Source organism: Mesorhizobium sp. Arg314 (genome assembly GCF_053714275.1).
Map to the genome: position 1 here is coordinate 47,979 of NZ_JBSKBP010000013.1, position 24,456 is coordinate 72,434.

At 63.6% G+C, this 24,456-nt stretch carries 24 protein-coding genes, 1 tRNA gene and 1 pseudogene; 18 read left to right on the forward strand and 8 right to left on the reverse strand.

Translation table 11 applies throughout. The annotated features are described in order from the left end of the window. Positions 1-91: 91 nt before the first annotated feature. Complete coding sequence (locus ACWGS9_RS15995) at positions 92-1,162, reverse strand: RluA family pseudouridine synthase (protein ID WP_454506165.1); 1,071 nt, start codon at positions 1,160-1,162, stop codon at positions 92-94. A 26-nt stretch (positions 1,163-1,188) separates the two neighbouring features. On the opposite strand from ACWGS9_RS15995, the gene ACWGS9_RS16000 reads away from it, so the two are divergent. The 3 genes from ACWGS9_RS16000 (at position 1,189) to ACWGS9_RS16010 (ending at position 2,158) form a co-directional block, all read left to right on the forward strand. Beyond that, positions 1,189-1,572, forward strand: coding sequence for a fimbrial protein (locus ACWGS9_RS16000; protein WP_454506166.1), 384 nt, complete (start codon positions 1,189-1,191; stop codon positions 1,570-1,572). An 11-nt stretch (positions 1,573-1,583) separates the two neighbouring features. Beyond that, positions 1,584-1,997: a VOC family protein gene (locus tag ACWGS9_RS16005; protein ID WP_454506285.1), complete on the forward strand. Its 414-nt coding sequence runs from the start codon at positions 1,584-1,586 to the stop codon at positions 1,995-1,997. 86 nt (positions 1,998-2,083) lie between these two features. Continuing rightward, positions 2,084-2,158, forward strand: a tRNA-Glu gene (locus ACWGS9_RS16010). Positions 2,159-2,390: 232 nt separating this feature from the next. Here ACWGS9_RS16010 and ACWGS9_RS16015 read toward each other — a convergent pair. Next, positions 2,391-2,583: pseudogene (locus ACWGS9_RS16015) on the reverse strand (transposase); the annotation flags it as partial. A 117-nt stretch (positions 2,584-2,700) separates the two neighbouring features. On the opposite strand from ACWGS9_RS16015, the gene ACWGS9_RS16020 reads away from it, so the two are divergent. The 4 genes from ACWGS9_RS16020 (at position 2,701) to ACWGS9_RS16035 (ending at position 6,048) form a co-directional block, all read left to right on the forward strand. Beyond that, positions 2,701-3,681, forward strand: a complete 981-nt coding sequence (locus ACWGS9_RS16020; protein ID WP_414128884.1) for an MBL fold metallo-hydrolase — start codon at positions 2,701-2,703, stop codon at positions 3,679-3,681. Positions 3,682-3,969: 288 nt separating this feature from the next. Next, complete coding sequence (locus ACWGS9_RS16025) at positions 3,970-4,551, forward strand: VOC family protein (RefSeq protein ID WP_454506167.1); 582 nt, start codon at positions 3,970-3,972, stop codon at positions 4,549-4,551. 22 nt (positions 4,552-4,573) lie between these two features. Further along, positions 4,574-5,419: a glutathione S-transferase family protein gene (locus ACWGS9_RS16030; RefSeq protein ID WP_454506168.1), complete on the forward strand. Its 846-nt coding sequence runs from the start codon at positions 4,574-4,576 to the stop codon at positions 5,417-5,419. A 263-nt stretch (positions 5,420-5,682) separates the two neighbouring features. Continuing rightward, positions 5,683-6,048 (forward strand): hypothetical protein, encoded by a 366-nt coding sequence (locus tag ACWGS9_RS16035; protein ID WP_454506169.1) that lies wholly within the window; start codon positions 5,683-5,685, stop codon positions 6,046-6,048. A 97-nt stretch (positions 6,049-6,145) separates the two neighbouring features. On the opposite strand, the gene ACWGS9_RS16040 is transcribed toward ACWGS9_RS16035, so the two are convergent. Both ACWGS9_RS16040 and ACWGS9_RS16045 read right to left on the reverse strand, forming a co-directional pair. After that, positions 6,146-6,367, reverse strand: a complete 222-nt coding sequence (locus ACWGS9_RS16040; RefSeq protein ID WP_454506170.1) for a hypothetical protein — start codon at positions 6,365-6,367, stop codon at positions 6,146-6,148. 362 nt (positions 6,368-6,729) lie between these two features. Further along, entirely contained in the window at positions 6,730-7,077 is a 348-nt protein-coding gene (locus tag ACWGS9_RS16045) for a hypothetical protein (protein WP_454506171.1), read from the reverse strand. Positions 7,078-7,274: 197 nt separating this feature from the next. Between ACWGS9_RS16045 and ACWGS9_RS16050 the strand changes: the two genes are divergently transcribed. From ACWGS9_RS16050 to phoB, 7 genes are all read left to right on the forward strand, one after another. Continuing rightward, complete coding sequence (locus ACWGS9_RS16050) at positions 7,275-10,628, forward strand: response regulator (protein WP_454506172.1); 3,354 nt, start codon at positions 7,275-7,277, stop codon at positions 10,626-10,628. A 494-nt stretch (positions 10,629-11,122) separates the two neighbouring features. Then, positions 11,123-12,181 (forward strand): phosphate ABC transporter substrate-binding protein PstS, encoded by a 1,059-nt coding sequence (gene pstS / locus ACWGS9_RS16055; RefSeq protein ID WP_454506173.1) that lies wholly within the window; start codon positions 11,123-11,125, stop codon positions 12,179-12,181. 66 nt (positions 12,182-12,247) lie between these two features. Further along, on the forward strand, positions 12,248-13,234 hold the full coding sequence (gene pstC, locus ACWGS9_RS16060) for a phosphate ABC transporter permease subunit PstC (RefSeq protein ID WP_454506174.1): 987 nt from the start codon (positions 12,248-12,250) through the stop codon (positions 13,232-13,234). Between the two features lie 3 nt (positions 13,235-13,237). Next, entirely contained in the window at positions 13,238-14,089 is an 852-nt protein-coding gene (gene pstA / locus ACWGS9_RS16065) for a phosphate ABC transporter permease PstA (protein ID WP_454506175.1), read from the forward strand. Next, positions 14,086-14,889: a phosphate ABC transporter ATP-binding protein PstB gene (gene pstB / locus ACWGS9_RS16070; protein WP_454506176.1), complete on the forward strand. Its 804-nt coding sequence runs from the start codon at positions 14,086-14,088 to the stop codon at positions 14,887-14,889. The genes pstA and pstB overlap by 4 nt, the downstream gene beginning before the upstream one ends. Positions 14,890-14,908: 19 nt before the next feature. Further along, positions 14,909-15,616 (forward strand): phosphate signaling complex protein PhoU, encoded by a 708-nt coding sequence (gene phoU, locus ACWGS9_RS16075; RefSeq protein WP_320214937.1) that lies wholly within the window; start codon positions 14,909-14,911, stop codon positions 15,614-15,616. 15 nt (positions 15,617-15,631) lie between these two features. After that, complete coding sequence (phoB, locus tag ACWGS9_RS16080) at positions 15,632-16,321, forward strand: phosphate regulon transcriptional regulator PhoB (protein WP_010911896.1); 690 nt, start codon at positions 15,632-15,634, stop codon at positions 16,319-16,321. Between the two features lie 224 nt (positions 16,322-16,545). On the opposite strand, the gene ACWGS9_RS16085 is transcribed toward phoB, so the two are convergent. Then, complete coding sequence (locus tag ACWGS9_RS16085) at positions 16,546-17,781, reverse strand: ROK family protein (protein ID WP_454506177.1); 1,236 nt, start codon at positions 17,779-17,781, stop codon at positions 16,546-16,548. 270 nt (positions 17,782-18,051) lie between these two features. Between ACWGS9_RS16085 and xylF the strand changes: the two genes are divergently transcribed. From xylF to ACWGS9_RS16105, 4 genes are all read left to right on the forward strand, one after another. After that, positions 18,052-19,092 carry a D-xylose ABC transporter substrate-binding protein gene (gene xylF, locus ACWGS9_RS16090; protein ID WP_320310767.1) on the forward strand — a complete coding sequence of 347 codons (1,041 nt, stop codon included), beginning with the start codon at positions 18,052-18,054 and terminating at the stop codon, positions 19,090-19,092. A 245-nt stretch (positions 19,093-19,337) separates the two neighbouring features. Continuing rightward, a complete protein-coding gene (locus ACWGS9_RS16095) occupies positions 19,338-20,690 on the forward strand; it encodes a sugar ABC transporter permease (protein WP_454506178.1) in 1,353 nt (450 codons plus the stop codon). A gap of 78 nt (positions 20,691-20,768) precedes the next feature. Further along, positions 20,769-21,569, forward strand: coding sequence for an ATP-binding cassette domain-containing protein (locus tag ACWGS9_RS16100; protein ID WP_454506179.1), 801 nt, complete (start codon positions 20,769-20,771; stop codon positions 21,567-21,569). Between the two features lie 124 nt (positions 21,570-21,693). Continuing rightward, positions 21,694-23,334 (forward strand): CHASE domain-containing protein, encoded by a 1,641-nt coding sequence (locus ACWGS9_RS16105; RefSeq protein ID WP_454506180.1) that lies wholly within the window; start codon positions 21,694-21,696, stop codon positions 23,332-23,334. A gap of 85 nt (positions 23,335-23,419) precedes the next feature. Here the strand turns inward: ACWGS9_RS16105 and ACWGS9_RS16110 are convergent, their stop codons facing one another. The 3 genes from ACWGS9_RS16110 to ACWGS9_RS16120 form a co-directional block, all read right to left on the reverse strand. After that, positions 23,420-23,665 carry a YMGG-like glycine zipper-containing protein gene (locus ACWGS9_RS16110; protein WP_027166589.1) on the reverse strand — a complete coding sequence of 82 codons (246 nt, stop codon included), beginning with the start codon at positions 23,663-23,665 and terminating at the stop codon, positions 23,420-23,422. Positions 23,666-23,748: 83 nt separating this feature from the next. Then, positions 23,749-24,075 carry a hypothetical protein gene (locus tag ACWGS9_RS16115; RefSeq protein ID WP_320310771.1) on the reverse strand — a complete coding sequence of 109 codons (327 nt, stop codon included), beginning with the start codon at positions 24,073-24,075 and terminating at the stop codon, positions 23,749-23,751. 94 nt (positions 24,076-24,169) lie between these two features. Next, a complete protein-coding gene (locus ACWGS9_RS16120; RefSeq protein WP_454506181.1) occupies positions 24,170-24,340 on the reverse strand; it encodes a hypothetical protein in 171 nt (56 codons plus the stop codon). Positions 24,341-24,456 lie beyond the last annotated feature (116 nt).

Below are 24,456 nucleotides of genomic sequence, written 5' to 3' on the forward strand. Positions count from 1 at the left end.
GTTCAACGCTAAACAGTCTGTCACGCTGAAGTGAACAACGCCGGTCAGGTTTTTTGATGGCTGGTTTGCAGCTTGTTCGTGGCGGGTCGGCTCAGAGTTTTCGGAAGTCGCCGACGAGTACCTCCATGTCTCCCGGCATCGGCGCTTCGAACCTCATCGTCAGATGGGTGGTCGGATGCCGGAATTCAAGGAGCCAGGCGTGCAGGGCTTGCCGGGGAAAGGCATTGACCTTGCCTTTCAAGGGTTCGGGCAGCCGGTTGGCCTTGGTGCGGAAGGCTTGCCCGTAATCCGGGTCGCCGATCACGGGGTGGCCGATATGGGCCATGTGGACGCGGATCTGGTGGGTGCGGCCGGTCTCCAGCCGGCATTCGATCAGGCTGGCGGTGGCGAAAGCCTGCTGTCCTTCGCCGAAGCGCTCGACGACGCTGAAATGGGTGACGGCGTGGCGGGCATCGTCGCGGCCCTCGGGCACGACCGCGCGGCGAACGCGGTCGGCGGCCCGGCCCAGGGCTGCATCGATGGTGCCGGTTGGCCGCTGCGGAATGCCCCAGACCAGCGCCAGATAGGCGCGCTCTAGATCGCCGGCGCGGCCGTGGTCGGCAAAAGCCTCCGACAAAGCCTTGTGGGCGCGGTCGGTCTTGGCCACGACCATGACGCCGCTGGTCTCCTTATCCAGCCGGTGCACGATGCCCGGCCGCCTGACGCCGCCGATGCCGGACAGGCTGTCGCCGCAATGGTGGATCAGCGCGTTGACCAGCGTGCCGGTCCAGTTGCCGGCGCCGGGATGGACGACCAGCCCCGCCGGCTTGTTGATGACGATCAGCTCGTCGTCCTCGTAGAGGATGTCGAGGGCAATGTCCTCGCCTTGCGGCTCGGCGGGCTCCGGCGCGGGCACAAGAATCTCGATGCGCTCACCGGTGGTCAGCTTGCGCTTGGCTTCCAGCACCGGCTTGCCGGCGATGGAGACCGCGCCTTGTTTGATCAGTGCCTGCACGCGGCTGCGCGAGAGCTCGGGCCCGAGCCGGGCAGCGAGCCACTGGTCGAGACGCTGGCCGGCGGCATCCGCGCCGGCATCGAGCGCGACGGCTTCGCCCTCCTCGGATACATCTCCCGCCAATATCTGCCCTATCAATGTCGGGGTGTCTTCGTTATGAGCGCTCATCGAAACCCGTTGCGGATTGCTTAGCCATGGCCCGGCCCCTTGCCGAAGAAGATGAGGAAAAGCCGCTCGACCCCGCGGCCGAAAACGTGCGCCGGAAGCTCGTTCGCTTCATGATCGTCAATCTCGGCCTTCTGTTCCTCGCCCTTATGGTGGTGATCGGCGTGCTTGTCTACAAAGCCCGCAACGCGCCGGTGGTCGGCTCGGCACCCGCCGGCGAGGTCCAGGTTCCGGCCGGCATGCCGCTCTCGGGCGACATCGTGCTTCCCGTGGGCGCCAAGGTGGTCAGCCAGTCCTTGTCCGGCAACCGCCTGTCGATCGATGCCGAGCTGGCGGACGGCAGCCGTTCGATCTTCGTCTACGACATCGCCGAACGCCGCGTGATCGGCCAGTTCCCAATTCGCACCAAATGAGCCCGCAACACATTAGCGGCTTCGCCAAGCACCGCAGCGTTGCGACCGTCGCGCTGGTCGTCGGCAATTATGACGAGGCGGTTCGCTGGTATGTCGAGCGGCTCGGTTTCACGCTGAGCGAGGATGTCGACCTCGGCAACGGCAAGCGCTGGGTCACCGTTGCGCCGGCGAACGGCCAGGGCGCGAGGCTGCTCCTGGCGGAAGCATCCGGCGAGGAGCAGGCAAGCCGCATCGGCAACCAGACAGGCGGCCGGGTGTTTCTGTTCCTCGAAACCGACGATTTTTCCCGCGACCATCAGGCGATGCTCGGCAAAGGCGTCGAGTTCCGCGAGGCACCGCGCCATGAGGCCTACGGCACGGTGGCCGTCTTTGCCGATCTCTACGGCAATCTCTGGGACCTGATCGAGCCGAAACGGCAGGGCTGATCACCGCCGTTTGGCAAAGCGCGCGAAGCGGTCGAAAGCCCAGTTGCTTTTTCGCGGCCGCCAGCCTATGTAGCCGGTTCTTGAGCGCGCCCATCGTCTAGCGGTCAGGACACCGCCCTCTCACGGCGGGAACAGGGGTTCGATTCCCCTTGGGCGTACCAACAAAATCAAGCACTTAGCCTATCTCTCCAAAAGGCGGTCGAATATCCGTCGAATACACGGCATTGGATGCGTACGGACGAAGCAGCCGTTCGCCCTCACAGCCCGTGCCTAGGGTGGCGAGAAACCCTTGGACAAAATTGGCTAACAAGCTGTCATTCCGGCTCAGTGGCTAGGGCGCGGACTCATTAGCACGCAGCCAAATTCGCATTGATGCGAGTTTGACGAACGCCAGATTGCATCCATGATCCGGTCCCAGACGCCAGCCCGCCGGCACCGAACGAAGCGATTGTAACAAGTGGTGCGGGGACCGTAGTTCTTCGGCAGGTCGCGCCATGGCGCACCAGAACGCAGTACCCAAAAGATGCCATTGAGCACGCGGCGGTCATTTACGCGCCGAACGCCGCGCGGCCTTGTTCGGCAGCATCGGTTTGAGCCCATCGGGAGCGCCGTTTCCGCTCGCCAATGTGGTAGACTCTATCCTCGGCCTGAGGACGCATAGCTCGGAAGAGAGTCTCGTGCGGCCGAACGAGGGAAACCGCCCATGCCCACTTTGCAGCCCGTGGATCGGTTGGAATTTCAGATCCTGATCGACAATCTGACCGATAGCTTGTCCACGGCCCCGCCGAATGTCACGCTTGAGTGGACGGCACTTATGCGGGCGGGCATGCGACAATTGTCCGGCCGCTGCCAATGTTGTGCGAATCACGGCTTGGCAGTCGTCGTCAAAGCGTTTCGCGGCGCAGCGAGCCGCGTTGTTCTGTTCGATGCCGGTCCGGTGGAGTTCGCGGTCGAATACAATGGGACCCGGCTGGGCATCGACTTCGCCAGTATCGATGCTGTGGTGCTCTCGCACGGGCACTGGGACCACGCCGGCGGGCTGCCGATTGCGTTTGACCTCATCACCAAAGCAAACGGCGGCCGCGCGATTCCCTGCTATTTGCACCCCGGCATGTTCCGCCAGCGCGCCTTGCCGCTCACGGGCGGCGGATTACTTCCCATCCGCGAGATCCCCTCGCCGGACGATCTCGCTGCGAAGGGAGCCGTCCCGGTCGTCACGACTGAGGCGCAAGTCCTGCTTGACGATATGTTTCTGGTCAGCGGCGAGATTCCCCGCATGACGAGCTACGAGAAGGGGTTCCCCGGCCACAAGCGGCGGAGTGAGGACGGCCAATCTTGGGAAGATGATCCGCTCATCATGGACGAGCGCTTTCTGGCCGTTCACGTGGGCGGCAAAGGCATTGTCGTACTCACGGCCTGCTCGCACGCAGGTATCATCAACGTCCTCAAACATGCGCAGTCCAGTTTCCCGGCGATCCCGCTCTATGCTGTTGCTGGCGGCTTCCACTTGGCGGGCGGCAACGAGAAGATCATTGCCGAATCCGTGCGCGACATCGGAACGTTCGGCCTTACCTTGATCGCGCCGGGCCATTGCACGGGCTGGCGGGCGGTGAATGCCCTCGCGAACGCCTATGGTGACAGCACCGTGGCACCCTTGGCCGTCGGAAAGATATTCGCAATCTGACGCGCGAGCATTCCAAACGTGAGGCCTCGACTGCAGCTCCTGGTCCTTCGCGCCGACGATGGCGACGCCTCGCAATCTCAGTGAAGGCTCGGTGCTTCTGGCGTAACGTCCCGGATTGAATTAGCATCCCCTCATCGACGCTCCGGCCGCAAACCGACAAGATGCGGAACGCCGAGCGCAGGGAAGTGAAGCGGGCGGCGGTCACGTGCCAAGCGCTGATCCAAAGGCGGCTGGGCATCTGAAAAACTCGCCAGCCGGCAAGGCGCAAATGCAGGCGGGGAGGAACCGATGCAAAAACTGCAGTCACAAGGCGTTCATCACATCACGCTGGTCGGCGCCGGGCGTCAGACCTCGATCGACTTCTGGGAGGGCGTGCTCGGCATGCCTTTCATCTTCGAGCAGCCCAATCTCGACAAGGCGAGCGAAAGCCATCTCTATTTCGATCCGGGCGACGGGCGGCTGATCACGGTATTCACCGACGAGAGCCGGACTCCAGTCAAGCGGCGGACGCCGACCGATATCGGCTGCGTCCACCACATCGCGTTCTCGGTGTCGCGGGTCACCTTCCTGCAGGCGGTCGAGCGGCTTGAGGAGCGCGGCATCAAGCACAGCGGCGTCAAGGATCGCGGCTTCATGGATTCGATTTATTTCGAGGATCCGCTGGGACTGTTGATCGAGCTTGCGTCCTACCGCTTCGAGCCGCCGGCCGGCTTCACCCATGCCGACGTGCTGATGGAGGCGCACAAGATCCGTGTGACGCTCGGCGACTACAACATCACCGAACTCCACCTTGCCGATGCCATCCAGGCGCTGGTCGAGCGGTCGCGCGAAACCTTGTCGGAAAACAGGGCGGCAAAAAATCCATACTAACCAGCTCAGAGGGAGGACCAAAATGGCAAAGGCTGCAACGAAGAGCGCGAAGAAGCCCGCGGCCAAGGCCGCGGCAAAGCCAGTGGCAAAAGCCGCACCCAAGGTGGCGGCAAAGGCCGCGTCCAAGGCGACGGCAAAAGCCGCGCCTAAAGCCAAAGCGAAGCCGGCTAAGAAGCCGGGCGTAAAACTCAGCATGCTGAGGCCAAGCGTCAACAACATGACGGTGCGGGTGTTCGCGCGCGCGGCCGGGCTCGATCCCGCGGAGACCGACGCCTGGGGCCATACGCGCTCGCCGGAGTTCCTGGCGCGCAATCCGGCGCATCTGACGCCGATGATCGAGGACAAGGGCCTGCCGCGCGGCGTGTTGTGGGAAAGCTGCGCCATCATGCAATATCTCGCCAACAAGCATGGGCTGGAGAAGTTCTATCCGAAGGCGCCGGCCAAGCGGGCCATGGTAGACAGCGCCATGTTCTACCTCGTCGGCACGCTTTATCCTTATGTCGCCAGAGCCACCTATCCGGCGCTCGGCTTCCCGCAATATGCCGGCGAGGTCGGCCACAGCGATGCCCATCCGGAGAAGAAATCGGAAGCGCAGAAGGCCGCGATGGCCGCGATCGCCGAGCCGCTGGAGGTGTTTCACTCTTTCTTCCGCGACGGCAAACCGTTCATCGGCGGCAAGAATCCGTCGATCGCCGATATCCGGCTCGCGGCAACGCTCGAATTCCTGGCCGTCATCGACTACGCGCTGCCCAAATGGGCGAAGGAGTACATGGCGGCGCTGGAGAAGAAGCTCGGCAAGGCTTATGCGGAACCGGCCGGCGACGTGCGCGGCTATATCGCGCATGTGAAATCGCAGGCCAGGGCGTAGCAGCCCCCGATGCCCGCCACTCGCTTTAAGGTTTCGTTTACCTAAGGCCTTTCTACTGGTCGCAGTCCTCGCCGCGACCACGGATGTACTGGCGCCATGACGAGGCAAGGGAAAGGTCGGCTCCGTGCCGGCCTTTTGCTTTTTAGCGCAATCACGACTGTATGATTGCGTCGCCGACGGGCAGGCCGAATTGCTGTTGTCATCCTCGTCATGGATCGTACGATGCCGTCAGGCGGCTGAGCGATGGCAACGACGAACCCGCGATGAACACGGCAAGATCCTTGATGATTGCGGGCGCGCTGTTGGTTGCGCCCTTTCCATCGGTGGCCGCATCGCTCAACAGCATGAACGAAGTCGGCGCCGCCATGCTCGCCTGCTGGACACCGCCGGCCAATTCCGAGAATTCCTCGGTCACGCTCAGCTTCAGCTTCAAGCGCGACGGCACGCTGATCGGGCCGCCGAGAACGACCGCTATTCATGTCAGCGGCGACGACAAGGCGCGCAAGGCCTATGTCGATGCGGCGACCAAGGCGCTCAATGACTGCCTGCCGCTCAGCTTTTCGCCGTCGCTGGCGCAAGGCGTTGCGGGCAACGTCTTCACGCTGCAGTTCAACTCGCCAAAGAAATAAACGGCAGGCTTGACGTCTATCTTTGAGGCAATTCCGGACGGAAGGCTACGGCGAAGGCGCCGAGCCCAACCGTGTGCCACTTTTCCTGGAATTGCTCTCAGGTCAAGTTGCGCGCGCGCCTGAGTTGGGCGTGCTTTTCCAACTCCGGCATCTCGAAGACGTAGTCGCTCCAGGCGGAGTCCGGAATCTGCCCGGCCAGATAACAATCCAGCAGAAGGCTTTGTTCGGCGGTAAGGGGTCTCGGCGTCTGCTCATGATCCAGCCCAAGCGAATGGATCAGGTTCCTGGTCAGGCCAGAGACGGTGAAGTGAATGGACATCTTCAGTCTCCACTGCGTGCGCGGATCACATCAGCGCCAACAACGTCCGTCACCGGCCAAAAGTTTCATCAGCAATCCGTGATCGCGTCGCAGACTCAAGCGGATCTCGCCCGGTACCGGACCGAAGTGCAGCGCCAGATCGTCAGCATCGGCAATTCCGGCCGCGGCTCAGGATTGCAGGCCAGATATGCTGATTCGAATTGATCCGGCGTCGTTCTTAAAGCGCGTCGCGCTGAACCGGATTCAGGCGACGCTCTTTAAGTCTTTGTTTTGATGCATGTCGTTGTCCCAGAACTGCTGCACACTTCTGGGCGACATGCTGCAAGGCACTAGGTCGGTGCTGCCTGACGGATTGAAGCAAACTATTCGCAGACGACGCGATGGCGCTTGCCGTTTTCGCCGACATCCCTGCAGGTGAGGGGTTTCTGCTCGACGGAAGACGCATCAGGCAGTTCCTGGCTCAAGGATGGCTTGGCCGAAGCGGGCCTGGAATAGCGCCGGACAGCGGGGCTCGGCGGCGCGCTCGGCGGCAGAGGAAACACGTCCGACGCGATCTGCCTCGACGCGGTCGTTCCCGGCGGCGTCCTGTCCCAGACACGCCTGACGTCCATCCGGCTTGGAACGATCACCGTGCCGTCGTCACTGCGCGCGCAACCGCCCGCTGCAAGCAACGCCGGGCACAGGATGAAAGCAGCGATTCGACCGAACATTAGCAATACCTCAGGCACCTTATAATGCGTCGTTGCCTTGTTCGCCAACGGGCGGAATACCGCAGCCGGCGCCGCGATCGAATTACTTCAATGGCATCGGACGGCGGTGGCTGCAATCATTATGGTTAGCGGATCGTTAATGCTTGTCGGGCACATTTCCGCCGGCGAACCGGCGCGGTTCGGCCTTGGGGGTGGCAATGGCGGATACGGACGGGACTGTCGGGGCGGACAGCGCGCGGGATTTCAACAAGGCGGCGGACATGCGCGGCAACGGGGTCTCCCTCGGTGAGGGCCGCGATGTGGCCATGACTTCGCAGGCGCCCGCCAATCTGAGCCTGATGGTCGATTCGATGCCGATCGGCGTCATTGTTCTCGATGCCGAATTGCGGGCGGAGGTGGTCAACCGGGCATTCTACGACTTCTGGAAGATCGATCCGCGGCGCGCGCCGGCCGGGAGCCGCTTTCGCGACCTCATGGAAGCCAGCCGCGACGCCGATCCGTTCGGCGGCGAGGAGCAGGCCTGGCAAAGCCACGTCGCCGAACGCGAGGCCGAAATCCGGGCCGGCGCCGCAGGCTCCAGGCAGTTGCCGCGCAAGGACGGCCGCACGCTGATCGCCTCGCTGGCGGCGCTTCCCGGCGGCAAACGGCTGATCTCCTATGTCGACATCACCGACATGAAACAGCGCGAGACAGAAGCCGAGGATGCACGCAGGAACCTCGCCACCGTGCTGGAGTCGCTGCCGGCCGGCGTCATCATCTACGACCGCGACGACCGCTTCGTCTTCGCCAACCGCAAGCTGCAGGATACGCTGCCCGCGCTGCAACCGGCCTGGCAGCCGGGCCGCACCTTCCGCGAGGCGCTGGCGCTCGGCCATCGCGTCGGCTATTTCCGCTCGAGCGGCGACACCGAGATCGACAGCCTGCATGGCGTCGACACCGAGCGTTGGCTTGACGCCATGCTCAGGCGGTACCGTTTGCCGAGCTCTTCCTACGAACGCCTCAACTCCGACGGGCGCTGGTACCAGGTTTATGACATGCGCACCGACGACGGCACGTTCATCGGCGTGCGTGTCGATATCACCGATATCAAGGCTCGCGAGAAGGCGTTGCGTGACTCCATGCGCCAGATCGACCTCTACCGGCACGTGATGGACGAGCTGCCCGTGGCCGCCTTCATCAAAGCCGACGATCTCAGCATAGAATTCGTCAACAAGGCCTGGTGCTCGCTGACCGGCCTTCCCAAGGAAGAGGTGATCGGCAAGACGGATCGCGCGCTCTTCGCCACGGAAGAAGCTGACGGCTTCAGCAGTGACGACACCGAAGTTGTGACGACCGGCGCGGGACGCGAGGTCGAGGAGGCTGTCACCCATCGCGACGGCACGGTGCGGCAATTGATGACGCGCAAGAGCCGGCTGGTGGCGACCGACGGCTCGGTGCATCTGGTCGGCTCCAGCACCGACATCACCGACGTCAAAGCGCGCGAGCAGGCGCTCAAGAAAAGCATGAGCGAGAACGAGGTGTTCCGCAGCCTCATCGACAACGTACCGGTGTCGATCTACGCCAAGCGCTCGGACCTCCGGCAGTTCTACGTCAACAAGGGTTGGAGCGATCTGACAGGCTTCAGCAAGGAAGAGGCCGTCGGCAAGACCGATGTCGAGATATTCGGCGCGGACGGCGAAGCGTTCATCGCCGGCGACCTTGCCGTGCTGCGCACCGGCGAAACGCAGGAGATCGAAGAGACGGTGACGATGCCGGACGGCAGCGTCAGACACCAGTTCGCGCGCAAGGGCGCTATGATCGCCTCCGATGGCTCGCTCTATCTCATAGGCTCCACCACCGACATCACCGAGCTCAAGCAGCGCGAGGCCGAGCTCAGCGAGGCGCGCCGGCGCGCCGTGCTCGCGGACCGGGCCAAGTCGGAATTCCTTGCCAATATGAGCCACGAGATCCGTACGCCGATGAACGGGGTCCTTGGAATGGCCGAGCTGCTGGCAAAGTCGGACCTCGATCCGAAGCAGAAAACCTTCACCGATATCATCGTCAAATCCGGCAACGCGCTGCTCACCATCATCAACGACATCCTCGACTTCTCCAAGATCGATGCCGGCCAGCTGGTGCTCGACCCGGCGCCGTTCAATCTCGCCGAAGCGATCGAGGACGTGGCGACGCTGGTGTCGACGCGCGCCAAGGAGAAGGACCTCGAGCTCATCGTCCGCGTGCAGCCGGGGCTCGACAGGCAGTTCGTCGGCGATGTCGGCCGCGTCAGGCAGATCGTCACCAACCTGCTCGGCAACGCGGTGAAGTTCACCGACGAGGGCCATGTTCTGGTCGACGTCACGGGCGAGCGGGTTCCTGCGGGAACGAGGCTCACCATCTCGGTCACCGACACCGGCATCGGCATCCCGGACGACAAGCTGAAGCTGGTGTTCGAGAAGTTCAGCCAGGTCGACACCTCCTCGACCAGGCGGCACGAAGGCACCGGGCTTGGCCTTGCCATCACCTCGCGGCTGGTCGAGATGATGGGTGGCGCGATCGGCGTCGACAGCGCCGAAGGCAAGGGTTCGACCTTCTGGTTCACCGTCACGCTGCCCAAGGCCGAGCAGGGCGGGCAGCGCATCATGCCGGTCGACGTCACCGGTGCCCGCGTGCTCATCGTCGACGACAATGCCGTCAACCGCTCGATCCTGAGCGAGCAGATGGCGTCGTGGACGTTCGATTCCTGCGCAGCCGAAAGCGGCGCCGAAGGGTTGAAGGTGCTGATTGCCGCCGCCGCCTATGGCGTGCCGGTCGATTGCGTCGTGCTCGACTACCAGATGCCCGGCATGACCGGCGCCGAGATGGCGCGCATCGTGCGCAGCACCGCGGGCCTGGCGCACACGCCGATCATCATGCTGACCTCGGTCGACCAGTCGCTTGCCAACACCGCCTATCGCGACCTCGGCATCGATGCGCAGCTGATCAAGCCCGCGCGCTCCTCGATCCTGCTGGAAACGCTCGTCGCGACCATCCAGCGCCATCGCCACTCCAGCGGCGCGGCGCACCCAGCCGTCGGCCCATCGCAAGCCGCGCCGGCGCCGACGGCGGCATCGGACCGCGCCATGCTGCAGCCGCCACCGGTGCGCGCGCGTCCACGCCCTGCCGATGCGGAGCGCGGGCTCGACATCCTCGTCGCCGAGGACAATGAGGTGAACCAGCTGGTGTTCACCCAGATCCTTGGCGAGACCGGTTATCGCTTCGAGATCGTCGGCAACGGCCGCAAGGCGCTCGATGCTTTCGGCAAGCTCAATCCGCGCATGATCCTGATGGATGTGTCGATGCCGGAAATGAACGGGCTGGAGGCGACGGGCGCCATTCGCCGGCTCGAGCAGGACATGGGCACGCATGTGCCGATCGTCGGCGTCACCGCGCATGCGCTGAAGGGCGACCGCGAACGCTGCCTGGAGGCCGGCATGGACGATTACCTGCCGAAGCCGATCAGTCCGCGGGCGTTGCTCGAAAAGCTCGATCGCTGGCTGGGATCCGACGCCGAGGCACGGCGCAACGCCGGCTAACGACACGAACTCCGGCGGCCGCTGCCCGCGAGAGGCTGACGTATGCGTATGGTGCGATCGCACCATTCCAAAGCGAAGGCCAAGTCAGGACAATAGCCCTATCGATTCCGCCTTTCGGTTACGGGCGGGAGCGGCGACCGCCGGCATGGAACAGCGTCGACTCTACCCCAACGGACCTGTTTTCGGCGATGGCCAGGCCATGATCCGCTCTGGCATTCAGGCAACGCGCTCTCGTCCGGATTTTATTTCCCGGCGGCCGTGACCCGGCCGCCGGGATAAATTTTGTTTCAAAAGTCAGACAAGTTGCTGATTCCCGCGGCAAACTCCGGATGGCCCCGAGAGGCCGCCCGAGGCCTCTTCCGACGTCACCGTTCAGCCGTTACCGGGCTGACATGAAACTGTCATGCGACTGTAATAATCGAAGGCTATTGCCCTCGTCAGGCGCCGACAGAAATGGGCGCCGAGAGACCATCTTCCGAACAGGAGCAGGCCACATGAGACACTTCATCCGCTCGGCGGCCGTTGCGATTGCAATCGCTGCGGCATCAACCCTTAGCATCTCCGCCGCGATGGCTGCCGACATTTCCGGCGCCGGCGCCACCTTCCCCTATCCGATCTACGCAAAGTGGGCTGACGCCTACAAAAAGGAAACCGGCATCGGTCTCAACTACCAGTCGATCGGCTCCGGCGGCGGCATCAAGCAGATCAAGGCCAAGACGGTTACCTTCGGCGCTACCGATGCGCCGCTGAAGGGCGAGGACCTCGATGCCACCGGGCTGGCGCAGTTCCCGATGGTGATGGGCGGCATCGTTCCGGTCGTCAACCTCAAAGGCGTCAAGCCGGGTGAACTGGTGCTGGACGGCCCGACGCTGGCCGACATCTTCGTCGGCAAGATCACCAACTGGAACGACGCGGCGATCAAGAAGCTCAATCCCGACGCCAAGCTGCCCGACCAGGCGATCGCCGTTGTCCACCGCTCCGACGGCTCGGGCACGACGTTCAACTTCAGCTACTATCTCGCCGACGTCAGCGCCGACTGGAAGTCGAAGGTCGGTGTCAACACCGCGCTCGAATGGCCGGTGGGCATCGGCGCCAAGGGCAACGAAGGCGTCGCCAACAACGTCGCGCAGACCGGCGGCGCCATTGGCTACGTCGAATATGCCTACGCCAAGCAGAACAAGCTTACCTATACCGACCTGATCAACAAGGACGGCAAGAAGGTCGAGCCGACGGCGGCAGCGTTCTCGGCTGCCGCGGCCAATGCCGACTGGAGCTCGAAGCCGGGCTACGGCGTCATCCTGGCCAACCAGACGGGCGCGGAATCCTGGCCGATGACCTCCGCCACCTGGATCCTCGTCTACAAGAAGCCCGACGACGCGGCGGCCACGACCGAAGCGCTCAAATTCTTCGCGTGGTCCTACGCCAAGGGCGACGAGATGGCCGGCGCACTGGACTACGTCCCGATGCCCGACGCGGTCGTGAAGAGCGTCGAGGAAATGTGGGGCAAGGACATCGTCGACAAGGACGGCAAGCCGCTCTATTCCGGCACGTAATCCTACGGAACGAGGGAGGGCGCTTCCGGCGCCCTCCCGTCTCTCTTTCGAGATGCGAGGGGCTAGATGACTGCCGTTTCCGAAGCCGCGACAATGTCCGCCCTGCGGACCAGGGAAGCGACGGTGCGTCGTTTCGCCTTCACCGATACGGTCTTCCGGGCGGCCACGCGCGCATCCGCCATCCTCGTGCTGGTTCTCCTCGGCGGGGTCGCCATCTCACTGATCGCCGGATCGTGGGAAGCGCTGTCGAAATTCGGCGTATCCTTCCTGACGACCGAATCCTGGAATCCGGTCACCGAGAATTTCGGCGCTTTGGCGCCCATCTATGGCACCGTCGTCACCTCGGCCATCGCCATCATCATCGCCGTGCCGATCGGTATAGGCATCGCCGTCTTCCTGACCGAGCTCTGCCCGCGCCCGCTCAGGCGCCCGATCGCCATCGCGGTCGAGCTGCTCGCAGGCATTCCCTCGATCATCTACGGCATCTGGGGCCTGTTCGTCTTCGCGCCGTTCCTGCAGACGACGGTCCAGCCCTTCGTCATCTGGCTCTTCAACGGCATCCCCGGCCTCAACAGCCTGTTTGCCGGCCCGCCCTACGGCATCGGCCTGCTGACCTCGTCGCTGATCCTCGCCATCATGGTGCTGCCGTTCATCACCTCGATCACCAAGGACGTGTTCGACACCGTGCCGGCGGTGCTGAAGGAATCGGCATACGGTATCGGCTGCACGACCTGGGAAGTGACCCGGCGCGTGACCATCCCCTATACCCGCGTCGGCATCATGGGCGGCGTCATGCTCGGCCTCGGCCGCGCGCTCGGCGAGACGATGGCCGTGACCTTCGTCATCGGCAACGCGCATCGCATCAGCGCCTCGCTGTTTGCGCCGGGCACGACGATCTCGGCGACGATCGCCAATGAATTCACCGAGGCAGATGGCGCGCTTTACACGTCCTCGCTGGTGGCTCTCGGCCTGATCCTGTTCATCATAACCTTCATCATCCTCGCGCTCGCACGCTACATGCTGTTGCGCATCGATAGCCGCACGGGAGCCTGATCGATGTCGACAGCCGCATCGCTTCACCAAAGCCGCAAGCGCAAGAATGCCGTGATGATGGCGCTATGCGTCGTCGCGGCGGGCATCGGCCTTGCCTGGCTGGCGCTGATCCTCGGCGCCCTGCTCTACAAAGGGCTCTCCGGACTATCGCCGGCCGTGTTCACGCAAATGACCCCGCCGCCCGGCGATGCCGGCGGCCTGCTCAACGCCATCTACGGCAGCATCATGATGACCATCATCGGCATCGTCGTCGGCACGCCGATCGGCGTGCTGGCCGGCACCTACATGGCCGAATATGGTCGCTTCTCGAAGCTCACCACGGTGGTGCGCTTCATCAACGACATCCTGTTGTCGGCGCCCTCGATCATCGTCGGCCTGTTCGTCTATGAGCTGTTGGTGCGGCCGATGGGGCACTTCTCGGCGATTGCCGGCGCCGTCGCGCTGTCCATCCTGGTGATCCCCGTCGTGGTGCGCACCACCGAGGACATGCTCAACCTTGTGCCCAACGCGCTGCGCGAGGCGGGCACCGCCATCGGCGCGCCGCGCTGGGTGGTGATCCGCTCGGTCGCCTATCGCGCCGCAATGTCAGGCATCGTCACCGGCATCCTTTTGGCGATCGCCCGCATCTCCGGCGAGACGGCGCCGCTTCTCTTCACCGCGCTCAACAACCAGTTCTGGTCGAGCAATCTCAATGCCCCGATGGCCAGCCTGCCGGTGACCATCTTCCAGTTCGCTCTCAGCCCCTATGAAGAATGGCAGCAACTGGCCTGGACGGGCGCACTCATAATCACACTGACGGTTCTCGGGCTGAGCATCATCGCCCGCAGCCTAACCGGACGCAGAGAGGACAGATGAAACCGATGTTGTCCACCGACCTGAACGTAGCCGACACGACCGTCGAGAAGGCCAAGATCGAGGTCAAGAACCTCAACTTCTACTATGGCCAGTCGAAGGCGCTGAAGGACATCAACCTGTCCCTGCCCGAGCGCAGCGTGACCGCTTTCATCGGGCCGTCGGGCTGCGGGAAGTCGACGCTGCTGCGCGTGCTCAACCGCATCTACGAGCTCTATCCGAAGCAGAGCGCGGAAGGGCAGGTGATGCTAGACGGCAAGAACATCCTCGACCGCTCGCAGGACCTCAACCTGCTGCGCACCAAGATCGGCATGGTGTTCCAGAAGCCGACGCCGTTCCCGATGTCGATCTACGAAAACATCGCCTTCGGCGTCAGGCTCTATGAGAAGATCAGCAAGGCCGAGATGGACAGCCGCGTCGAGCAGGCGCTGAAGCGCGCCGCGCTCTGGACCGAGGTCAAGGACAAGCTCAACGCCAGCGGCCTGAGCCTTTCCGGCGGCCAGCAGCAGCGCCTGTGCATCGCCCGCACCGTGGCGGTGAAGCCGGAAGTCATCCTGCTCGACGAACCGGCCTCGGCGCTCGATCCGCTGTCTACCGCCAAGATCGAGGAACTGATCGACGAGTTGCAGGTCGACTACACGATCGTCATCGTCACCCACAACATGCAGCAGGCGGCGCGCGTGTCGCGGCAGACGGCGTTCATGTATCTCGGCGAGCTGGTGGAGTTCGACCGGACCGAGAAGATCTTCACCTCGCCGCGCGAGAAGCGCACGCAGGACTATATCACCGGCCGCTTCGGCTGAGTTCATCGAGGACATCAATATGGCCGAACATACCGTCGCCTCCTTCGACGAGGATTTGAGGCAGATCAGCCGGCTTATAAACGACATGGGCGATCTCGCCGGCTCCATGGTCGGCGCTTCGACCAGGGCACTGCTCGAGACCGACAATGCGCTGGCACAGCGCGTCGTCTCCGACGACGCCATCATGGACGCGCGTCAGCGCGAGCTTGACGACCGCGCCATCACACTGATCGCCAAGCGGCAGCCGATGGCGGACGATCTTCGCCACGTGGTCGGCTCGATCCGCATGGCGGGCGACCTCGAACGCATCGGCGACCTTGCCAAGAACATCGCCAAGCGCGTCGGTTCGGTAGGCGTCAGCGCGGCGCCGCGCGACCTCACGCATTCGATCGATTCCATGGCGCAGCTGGTGCTGATCCAGGTCCAGGCCGTGATCCAGGAATATACGGTGGGCGATGCCACGGCGCTGGCCAAGCTTCGCAACGACGACGAGCGCATCGACGTCAAATACACCTCCGTCTTCCGCGAGCTCCTGACCTATATGATGGAGGACCCGCGCAACATCACCGCTTGCACGCATCTTCTGTTCTGCGCCAAGAATCTCGAACGCATCGGCGACCATGTGACCAACATCGCCGAGAACGCTTACTATGTGCTGACCGGCATGCAATTGCCCGCGAATCGCCCGAAGCAGGACGAGACGGCAATGTCGGCGCCGGCGGCCTGACAAGGGTAACCTGCAATGATCGCGCCACGCATCATGGTGGTGGAGGACGAGGAGCCGCTGGGGGTGCTGCTCCGCTACAATCTCGAATCCGAGGGTTACCAGGTCGAAGTGGTGACCCGCGGCGACGAGGCCGAAATCCGCCTTCAGGAAAACGTTCCCGACCTGCTCGTGCTCGACTGGATGGTGCCGGCCGTTTCCGGCATCGAGCTTTGCCGGCGCCTCAGGATGCGGCCCGAGACCGAGCGGCTGCCGATCATCATGCTGACGGCGCGCGGCGAGGAAAGCGACCGCGTGCGCGGCCTCTCGACCGGCGCCGACGACTATCTGGTCAAGCCGTTCTCGACGCCGGAGTTCATGGCCCGCGTCAAGGCGCTGCTACGCCGCGCCAAGCCGGAGGTGCTGTCCAGCGTGCTCAAGGTCGGCGACATCGTGCTCGACCGCGAATCGCATCGCGTCTACCGCAAGAAGAGCGAGATCAGGCTCGGCCCGACCGAGTTCCGGCTGCTCGAATTCATGATGCGGCATCCCGGCCGGGTATTCTCGCGCAGCCAGCTGCTCGACAATGTCTGGGGCGAGACGATCTATATCGACGAGCGCACGGTCGACGTGCATGTCGGACGCCTGCGCAAGGCCGTCAACAACGGCCGCATGCCGGACGTCATCCGCACCATCCGCGGGGCGGGCTACGCGATCAGGGAAGATTAGGGATATGCCGATATTCAGGTGAGGCCGGCCTGCGAATGGTGGCTTCCTGCGCTTCCGGTACTCACGTACTTAAGTACGCTCCGTTCCGGCCTTCGCCGGCCGAAGCCCTCACAAGTGTCTCCGTCTATGAAGGCTACGGCCGGCGTAGGCCGGTTCTCGGAATCCACCATTCTCGACTCGGCCTGACCTGAATCTCAGCATATCCCGGCGCTTGAGCCTGCAGTTCATGCGACGTGCTTGCCCGCTCTCGCCTGGCCCCCGGGCGCGAAAATCTCCTGGTCGACGAAGGTCAGCGCGCGCATGGCGCAGCCTTCGCGGATGAGCGGCAATTCGTTCGGTTCGGTGTCGAAGGAGATTGATGTCGAATGCTGGCCGCCGGCGGTCTGGGCGATCGCTTCTCTCAGCGCCGGCTCGATCAGGTCGAAAGCGGCGGCGCTGACGCCGACCATGGCGACCGGCGCCGGATCGATCAGCGCGAACAGGTTGCCGAGGCCGAATCCCAGCGCCTCGCCGGCGCGGCGGTAGGCTTCGCGCTCCGGGCCGTCCTTTTCGCGCGCCTTCGCGGCAAGGGCGCGCATGTCGGCGTCGCCGACATCGACCGGCGAGGCGTCCTCGCTTATCTTCATGGCGCTGCGCCAGATCGCATAATTGCCGGCATAGGCCTCGACGCAGCCGCGGCGGCCGCATCGGCAAAGCGCGCCGCCCGGACGATGGATCATGTGGCCAAACTCGCCGCCCGAGGAATGCGTGCCGGTGAACAGTGTGCCCTTCAACACAAGGCCCATCCCGATGCCGTGCGAGAGCAGGATGGCGATGAAATCGTCACGATAGCGCTCGGGATCGCGCCATTGCAGCGCCACCGCCATCATGTTGCAGTCGTTCTCCATGGTGGCGGGGATGCCGAATTCCTTCTCCAGGATGTCGGCAAAAGGAATGTCGGTCAGCGGGGTGATCGGCGACCACAGCATGGCGCGTGCCCGGGAATCGGTGATGCCCTGAATGCCCATGGCGATGCGGGCGACGCTGCCCACGTCGAGGTCGGGATCCTGCAGCCGGCGCCGGACGATTGCCATGCATGCGCCGATCAGCTCGTCGCGCGGCATGACAAGCGTGTCCAGGCGCTGCTGTTCCTCGGCAATCACCTGGCCGGCGTAGTCGATGACGGCGACCGACAGGAAGTTCAGCGACAGCACCACGGTCAGCACCGCGGCGGCTTCGGGGTTCAGCGCCAGGCCGATCTGCGGACGGCCGCGTTTCAACGCCGTCGGCTCGTTGGCCTTGCTCTCGGTGAGAATGCCCTCCTGGATCAGATCGGCGGAAATCGCCGAAATGGTCGAGTGGCTGAGCCCGGTGGTGGCGGCAATCTCCGTTCGCGATGGCTGGCCGGCGCGGCGCACGGCCGAAATCACCATGGCGCGGTTGCGCCGGCGCAAATCGTCGTGGCGGATTCCGACCGACATTATCTCGTACCGTCCTCCCGGGTCATCGCGGCCTTGTGACGATGCCATGGCCTGTCGCTGACACGCCAGCGATAGTGGCAGAAGCCAAAGCCGATGTCATTATTTATTGCGAACGTCGAAAAAAATGCCCGGACCCATCAAAAGCCATCAGAATCGCGGTTGACAGCGTCGTTTTGCTGGATCACTATTTTTTTGAGGCTCGAAAAAAAGCCTCTGTGCCGGCCTTCGGGCCAGTCTGGGTCGCGCCGCACACGGCGCAGGGAGGATATCATGAAGAAATTCGCAGCCGCCATCCTGGCGGGCGTTGCCATGTCGCTGACGCTGGCGTCGGTCGCCGAGGCGAAGGGCAAGGTGATCGGCGTCTCGTGGTCGAATTTCCAGGAAGAGCGCTGGAAGACCGACGAAGCGGCGATGAAGAAGGCAATCGAGGCCGCGGGCGACAAGTACATCTCCGCCGACGCGCAGTCCAATCCGGGCAAGCAGCTGACCGACGTCGAAAGCCTGATCTCGCAGGGCGCCAACTCGCTGATCATCCTGGCGCAGGATGCCTCGGCGATCGGTCCGGCGGTGCAGAAGGCGCTCGATGAAGGCATCCCGGTCGTCGGCTACGACCGCCTGATCGAAAACAAGGACGTGTTCTACCTGACCTTCGACAACAAGGAAGTCGGCCGCATGCAGGCCCGCGAGGTGTTCAAGGCCAAGCCTGAAGGCAACTACGTCTTCATCAAGGGCTCGGGCGCCGATCCGAACGCCGACTTCCTGTTCTCGGGCTCGATGGAAGTGCTGAAGGAAGCCATCGACAGCGGCAAGATCAAGAATGTCGGCGAGGCCTATACCGACGGTTGGCTGCCCGCCAACGCGCAGAAGAACATGGAGCAGTTCCTGACCGCCAACGACAACAAGGTCGATGCGGTCGTGGCGGCCAATGACGGCACCGCCGGCGGCGTCGTCGCGGCGCTGACGGCTCAAGGCCTGGCCGGCACCGTTCCGGTCTCGGGCCAGGACGGCGACCACGCGGCGCTCAACCGCATCGCGCTCGGCACGCAGACCGTGTCGGTGTGGAAGGACGCGCGCGAGCTCGGCAAGAACGCCGCGGAGATCGCCTCGCAGCTCGCCGACGGCAAGAAGATGGCCGACATCGCCGGCGCCAAGGACTTCACGACGCCCGGCGGCAACACCGTCAAGTCGCTGTTCCTGACCCCGATCGCCATCACCAAGGACAATCTCAACGTCGTCATCGACGCCGGCTGGATCAAGAAGGACGAGGTTTGCGCAGGCGTTGCCGCCGGCAGCGTCAAGGTTTGCAACTAAGCTTTGCCGACTTTCGATCTCAACACTTGCGCCGCGGCGCCGGGAGGGTTCAGTGTTTTGCCACTGAACCCTCCCGGCCCTTTAACTGCCGCAATTCCGGACGGAAAACCGTCAAACACTTTTCCTGGAATTGCTTCAAAGCCGCGGCGTTTTCTCAAAAAGATTTGTGTTTCCGCCTCTGGCGGATAGCTTCTAGGCTTGGCTCCGGCATCCGCGCCAGACGGGCAAGCCGGCGGGAGGAAATCATGACCGACACGACGTCTTCCTCACAGGCAGACACCGCGCGTGCATCGGAACTAAGCGGCGTTGCCCGGTTCCTGAAGGCAACCGAGCTCGACACACGCATGCTCGGCATGATCGGCGCGCTGCTCCTGATCTGGATCGGGCTGCATGTGATCTCCAGCCTGCGCCTTGGCGTCAATCCGCTCGACTTCGACAGCCGCACCTTTCTGACGCCCCGCAATCTCTGGAACCTGTCGGTGCAGACTTCGGCCGTGGCGATCATGGCCTCCGGCATGGTGCTGGTCATCGTCATGCGCAACATCGACCTGTCGGTCGGATCGGCCGAAGGCGTGATCGGCATGGTCATGGGCTTTGCCCAGGTGCATTTCCTGGTGCGCTTCGTCGGGCTTGAATTGGGCAATCCCTGGATCTGGATCCTGGCGTTGCTGATCGGCCTGGCGCTCGGCCTGCTCATCGGCGCCTTCCAGGGCTTCATCATCGCCTATCTCGAAGTGCCGGCCTTCATCGTGACGCTGGGCGGACTGCTGGTATGGCGCGGCGCGGCCTGGTGGGTTACCAGCGGCCAGACGGTGGCGCCGCTCGACGCTACCTTCCAGCTGATGGGCGGCGGCCCGGCGGGCTCGATCGGCGCCAGATGGAGCTGGGCCGTCGGCATCGTCGCCTGCCTGGCGGTGGTTTTCATGCATTTCAACGGCCGCGTGCAACGCAAGCGCTTCCGCTTCCCGCTGCGTCCGATCTGGGCCGAGACGCTGCTCGCCACGGTCACCTGCGCAATCATCCTGGGCGCGGTGTGGCTCGCCAATTCCTATCCGTGGCCGGTCGGCATCGTGAACCGCTACGCAGCCGCCAACAACATCACAGTCCCCGAAGGCGGGCTGTTCATCGCGCATGGCATCGCCATTCCGGTGCTGATGGCTGTCGCCGTCGGCCTGATCATGACCTTCGTCACCAAGCGCACACGCTTCGGCCGCTATGTCTTTGCCATCGGCGGCAATCCGGAAGCAGCCAATCTTGCCGGCATCAACACGCGCTGGATCACCATGAAGGTGTTCATGATCATGGGCGTGCTGGCGACGATCGCGGCGGCGATCTCGTCGGCCAGGCAGAACTCCGCGACAAACGTGCTGGGAACGCTGGACGAGCTCCTGGTCATCGCCGCGGCGGTCATCGGCGGCACCTCGCTCGCCGGCGGTTCCGGTACGGTGCTCGGCGCCATGCTGGGCGCATTGCTGATGCAGTCGCTGCAGTCCGGCATGGTGCTGCTCGGCGTCGATTCGCCGCTGCAAAGCATCGTCGTGGGCGCCGTGCTGGTCGTCGCGGTCTGGCTCGACACCATCTATCGCAAGCGCGTCTGAGCATGATCCCGAAAAGTGGAACCCGGTTTTCGGACCAGATCATGCTTGAGCATGGACTTCAGCGTAGGAACAACGATCATGGCTGACAAATCCGCTCCCGCCGGCGTTCCGCTGGTCGACATGCGCAACATCTCGATCGCCTTCGGCGGCATCCGCGCCGTCGACGACGCGTCCGTCGATCTTTTCCCCGGTGAAGTGATGGCGCTGCTCGGCCACAACGGCGCCGGCAAGTCGACGCTGATCAAGATCCTGTCAGGCGCCTATAAGCGCGACAGCGGACAGATATTCATCAATGGCGAGGAGGCTTCGATCGCCAACCCGCGCGACGCCAAGAGATACGGCGTCGAGACGATCTACCAGACGCTGGCGCTGGCCGACAATGTCGATGCAGCGGCAAATCTCTTCCTCGGCCGCGAGCTGATGACGGGCTGGGGCACGCTCGACGACGTCGCCATGGAAGCCGAGGCGCGCAAGGTGATGGGCCGGCTCAATCCGCGCTTCCAACGCTTCAAGGAGCCGGTCATCAAGCTGTCGGGCGGGCAGCGGCAGTCGGTGGCGATCGCGCGCGCTATCCTGTTCAACGCCCGCATCCTGATCATGGACGAGCCGACGGCGGCGCTCGGCCCGCAGGAGACGGCCCAGGTCGGCGAACTGGTCAAGCAGCTCAAGGCCGACGGCATCGGCATCTTCCTGATCAGCCACGACATCCATGACGTGTTCGAGCTCGCCGACCGGGTCTGCGTGATGAAGAACGGCCAGGTGGTCGGCACCGCGCGGACGACCGATGTCACTCAGGACGAGGTGCTCGGCATGATCATTCTCGGCAAATGCCCGCCTGGCGCCATCCCCGGGCCGGGCGCACTGAGGATCGCGGCTTGAGGCGATGAATTAGCCGGCTGCCGGTGGCCGGCTCCTATGCCAGCCGCCTTCATGGTTTGGCCTCGCCATTGTCTTGTCATCCAGACTTGCCCATAAAGGTCCGACCGTTCCTGGACTCGGCTTGTTGAAGAAACTCTTCCCCATCGTCGCTTTCATCGCCGTCGCGCTGATCAGCCTGACGATGGCGGGGTTCGCTTATTTCGCGACGCAAGAGGCGGCGCGGATAAAATTCGAAGGCACCGCCGACGATGCGCTCAGCCGCATCGAGAGCCGCATCGACCTGCATCTGTCGCTGCTGCGCTCGACGCAAGCGCTTTTCGATGCGCGCAATGGCGACATCACGCGCGGCGAATTCAACGCCTTCTTCACCGCGCTGCACATCGACGACAACTTTGCCGGCCTGCGCGGCATCGGCTTCCTCAGGCTCGCCAAAACCGGCGACGAGGCGGCGGTCGAACGCGACATTCTGCGCGATTATGGATCGGCCCACCCGATCTATCCCGCCACCACCGAGGCATGGCGGACACCCATAGTGCTGTTCGAGCCGCTCGACACGTCCAACCAGTCGATCATCGGATTCGACATGTTCAGCGAGCCGGTACGGCGCGCGGCAATCGAAAAGGCGATGGCCGACGACCAGCAACATGCGAGCGGCCTGGTCCAGCTTGGCCAGGGCGCCGGCGTGGCGCAAACCTTCACGGGTTTCCTGGTTTTCGTGCGGCTGAACGTCGAAACCGCTCCCGACGTCATCAATGTAAGCCGCTCCTCTACGGCAGGCTTTCTTTATGCCGCCTTTCGCGCCACCGACCTGTTCCAGGTCGCGCTAAGCCACTCGCCGCTGCTGCCGGTCAATGTCGAGGTCTATGACGGCAAGCCGGAGGCCGGCAATCTGCTCTTCCGGTCGGAGGCGCCGCCGGCGGAACGTATCGGCGCGAAGCTTTTGGCGCGTCGCGATATCGTCGTCGCGGGCCGGCCCTGGTCCGTGCTGTTCAGGCCGACAAGCGCCTTCGAGCCACCGTCCTCGCGCGCCATTCCGGTGATGCTCGGGCTTTTCGGCCTGCTGCTTGCCGGGGCTATCGCCCTGGTGGCGCGCTATCAGGAGCGTGCTTATGATGCGAAATCGGCGCTGCACGAGGCGACAGAAAAGAGCCTGCTGGAAAAGGACCTGATCCTGCAGGAGATGAAGCACCGCATCAAGAATTCGATCACCCGCGTGCTGGCGATCGCGCGGCAGACGGCCTCGCAGGCCACCGACGTCAAGGAGTTTTCGGCATCGTTCTCGGCGCGCCTCCAGGCCATGGCCGCATCGCAGGATATGCTTACGCGCTCGCGCTGGCAGAAGGCCGATCTCGGCGACCTCCTGCGCATCGAGCTCGGGCAGGTGTTCGGCAAGGACCTCCCCGAAGGGGTGCTGTCCGGGCCGCAAGTGCTGCTTGACGAGACGACGACGCAGGCGCTCGGACTGACCTTCCACGAACTCGCCACCAATGCGCTGAAATATGGCGAAGCCGGCAACTCTGCCAATTCCGTCAAGGGAAGCTGGGCCCTCAAGGTCGACTGGAGCGTCGAAGGGCGCGACCGCGAGCGGACGCTGGTGCTGAACTGGCGCGAAGCGGGTCAGAAGAAACTGGAAGCGCCGGCAAAGACCGGCTTCGGCACCAAGCTGATAGATATCAACGTCACACGCGAATTGCGCGGCACGATCGCGCGCGATTATGACGCCGATGGACTGAAGGTGGAAATCAGAATCCCGCTGACCGCGTGAGCGGCCCAGATGTTCCCCTGGTGGGCGGGCGAACCAGCGGTTTGAAACCGGAGGCCGACAGCCGGCCTCCGGCTCTTTTCCTGCATTAGTTGCAGCGAGCCGTGTAGATCCGGCCGCGATGATCGCGATACTGGCAATAGCCGTTGCGCAGGTTGCGAACCAGGAGGCCCGACCCGGCGCCGACAGCCGCGCCGATCAGCGCGCCCTTGCCGCCGCCGACCAAGCCGCCTACGCCGGCGCCGATCAGGCCGCCACCGACGACGTCCTGCTCGGTCGTGGTGCAGCCGCTGACGGCGACTACGGCAACCATGGCAATGATCATCTTCCGCATAGAATTGCTCCTCACTTTTGTCCTCACTTTCGGCAGTGCCAGCCGCCATTTAGCATGAAAAAACGGCCTTTGCCTGCCAGATCTCACTGTTGTTTAAGATAGTCTTTTTCGGGGCGCCCACCGTTCGACGCGACAAGCATGCCGGAAACCTCCAAAGACGCGACCAGCGTGCCGTCGGGCCGCACGTTCCAGTCGATCCGGTCGTAGTCGTCCTCCAGAGCCGGGTCGACGGCCAGACATTTACCGATGATGCGGGGAGCCTGGCCCTGCAGGTCGCCAAGGGCGAAGGGCCTTTCGGCGACACAGGCTTGCGCGGTCTCGAAGACACTGACCGGCACCTCGAGTTCGCGGCAATCGGCCATTGTGCTCGAACAGCCGACGACGAAGAGCAATGCGGCGATGTGTTCCATGGCTCCGAACCTCTCGCCGCAAGCAACGATTCCGGGCGAGCAAAAGTTCCGTGGCTGGAGTCTAAAAGCGCGTCGTCAAAACGGCATACGGGGATCAGAACAATTGCCAGGCCACGGTCAGGGCCACGGCGGCGAAAAGCGCGATCGCGCCAAGGCGAAGCGCAAGATAAGATGATCGCGGAGCCGGCGGCGGCTCGGCATCCTGGAAGCCGCTCATCGAGACGCAGGCGGCCTGCTCAAGCCTCTTCATGTCGATAACCATCATTTTAGTCTCCCAGGTCGCGCGCCGGCGCGCGGATGGGTTTCCGGCACATCGTTAGCCGGGAGCACAGGATCGGACTTTATGGTGAACAGCCGGTTAAGGGGCCTTCGTCGGCAAAG

What these genes read in the sequence shown, in the direction of transcription:
- ACWGS9_RS15995 (WP_454506165.1), bottom strand. Translation starts at nt 1,162, where the DNA reads ATGAGCGCTCATAACGAAGACACCCCGACATTGATAGGGCAGATATTG.
- ACWGS9_RS16000 (WP_454506166.1), top strand. Translation starts at nt 1,189, where the DNA reads ATGGCCCGGCCCCTTGCCGAAGAAGATGAGGAAAAGCCGCTCGACCCC.
- ACWGS9_RS16020 (WP_414128884.1), top strand. Translation starts at nt 2,701, where the DNA reads ATGCCCACTTTGCAGCCCGTGGATCGGTTGGAATTTCAGATCCTGATC.
- ACWGS9_RS16025 (WP_454506167.1), top strand. Translation starts at nt 3,970, where the DNA reads ATGCAAAAACTGCAGTCACAAGGCGTTCATCACATCACGCTGGTCGGC.
- ACWGS9_RS16030 (WP_454506168.1), top strand. Translation starts at nt 4,574, where the DNA reads ATGGCAAAGGCTGCAACGAAGAGCGCGAAGAAGCCCGCGGCCAAGGCC.
- ACWGS9_RS16035 (WP_454506169.1), top strand. Translation starts at nt 5,683, where the DNA reads ATGAACACGGCAAGATCCTTGATGATTGCGGGCGCGCTGTTGGTTGCG.
- ACWGS9_RS16040 (WP_454506170.1), bottom strand. Translation starts at nt 6,367, where the DNA reads ATGTCCATTCACTTCACCGTCTCTGGCCTGACCAGGAACCTGATCCAT.
- ACWGS9_RS16045 (WP_454506171.1), bottom strand. Translation starts at nt 7,077, where the DNA reads ATGTTCGGTCGAATCGCTGCTTTCATCCTGTGCCCGGCGTTGCTTGCA.
- ACWGS9_RS16050 (WP_454506172.1), top strand. Translation starts at nt 7,275, where the DNA reads ATGGCGGATACGGACGGGACTGTCGGGGCGGACAGCGCGCGGGATTTC.
- pstS (WP_454506173.1), top strand. Translation starts at nt 11,123, where the DNA reads ATGAGACACTTCATCCGCTCGGCGGCCGTTGCGATTGCAATCGCTGCG.
- pstC (WP_454506174.1), top strand. Translation starts at nt 12,248, where the DNA reads ATGACTGCCGTTTCCGAAGCCGCGACAATGTCCGCCCTGCGGACCAGG.
- pstA (WP_454506175.1), top strand. Translation starts at nt 13,238, where the DNA reads ATGTCGACAGCCGCATCGCTTCACCAAAGCCGCAAGCGCAAGAATGCC.
- pstB (WP_454506176.1), top strand. Translation starts at nt 14,086, where the DNA reads ATGAAACCGATGTTGTCCACCGACCTGAACGTAGCCGACACGACCGTC.
- phoU (WP_320214937.1), top strand. Translation starts at nt 14,909, where the DNA reads ATGGCCGAACATACCGTCGCCTCCTTCGACGAGGATTTGAGGCAGATC.
- phoB (WP_010911896.1), top strand. Translation starts at nt 15,632, where the DNA reads ATGATCGCGCCACGCATCATGGTGGTGGAGGACGAGGAGCCGCTGGGG.
- ACWGS9_RS16085 (WP_454506177.1), bottom strand. Translation starts at nt 17,781, where the DNA reads ATGTCGGTCGGAATCCGCCACGACGATTTGCGCCGGCGCAACCGCGCC.
- xylF (WP_320310767.1), top strand. Translation starts at nt 18,052, where the DNA reads ATGAAGAAATTCGCAGCCGCCATCCTGGCGGGCGTTGCCATGTCGCTG.
- ACWGS9_RS16095 (WP_454506178.1), top strand. Translation starts at nt 19,338, where the DNA reads ATGACCGACACGACGTCTTCCTCACAGGCAGACACCGCGCGTGCATCG.
- ACWGS9_RS16100 (WP_454506179.1), top strand. Translation starts at nt 20,769, where the DNA reads ATGGCTGACAAATCCGCTCCCGCCGGCGTTCCGCTGGTCGACATGCGC.
- ACWGS9_RS16110 (WP_027166589.1), bottom strand. Translation starts at nt 23,665, where the DNA reads ATGCGGAAGATGATCATTGCCATGGTTGCCGTAGTCGCCGTCAGCGGC.
- ACWGS9_RS16115 (WP_320310771.1), bottom strand. Translation starts at nt 24,075, where the DNA reads ATGGAACACATCGCCGCATTGCTCTTCGTCGTCGGCTGTTCGAGCACA.
- ACWGS9_RS16120 (WP_454506181.1), bottom strand. Translation starts at nt 24,340, where the DNA reads ATGATGGTTATCGACATGAAGAGGCTTGAGCAGGCCGCCTGCGTCTCG.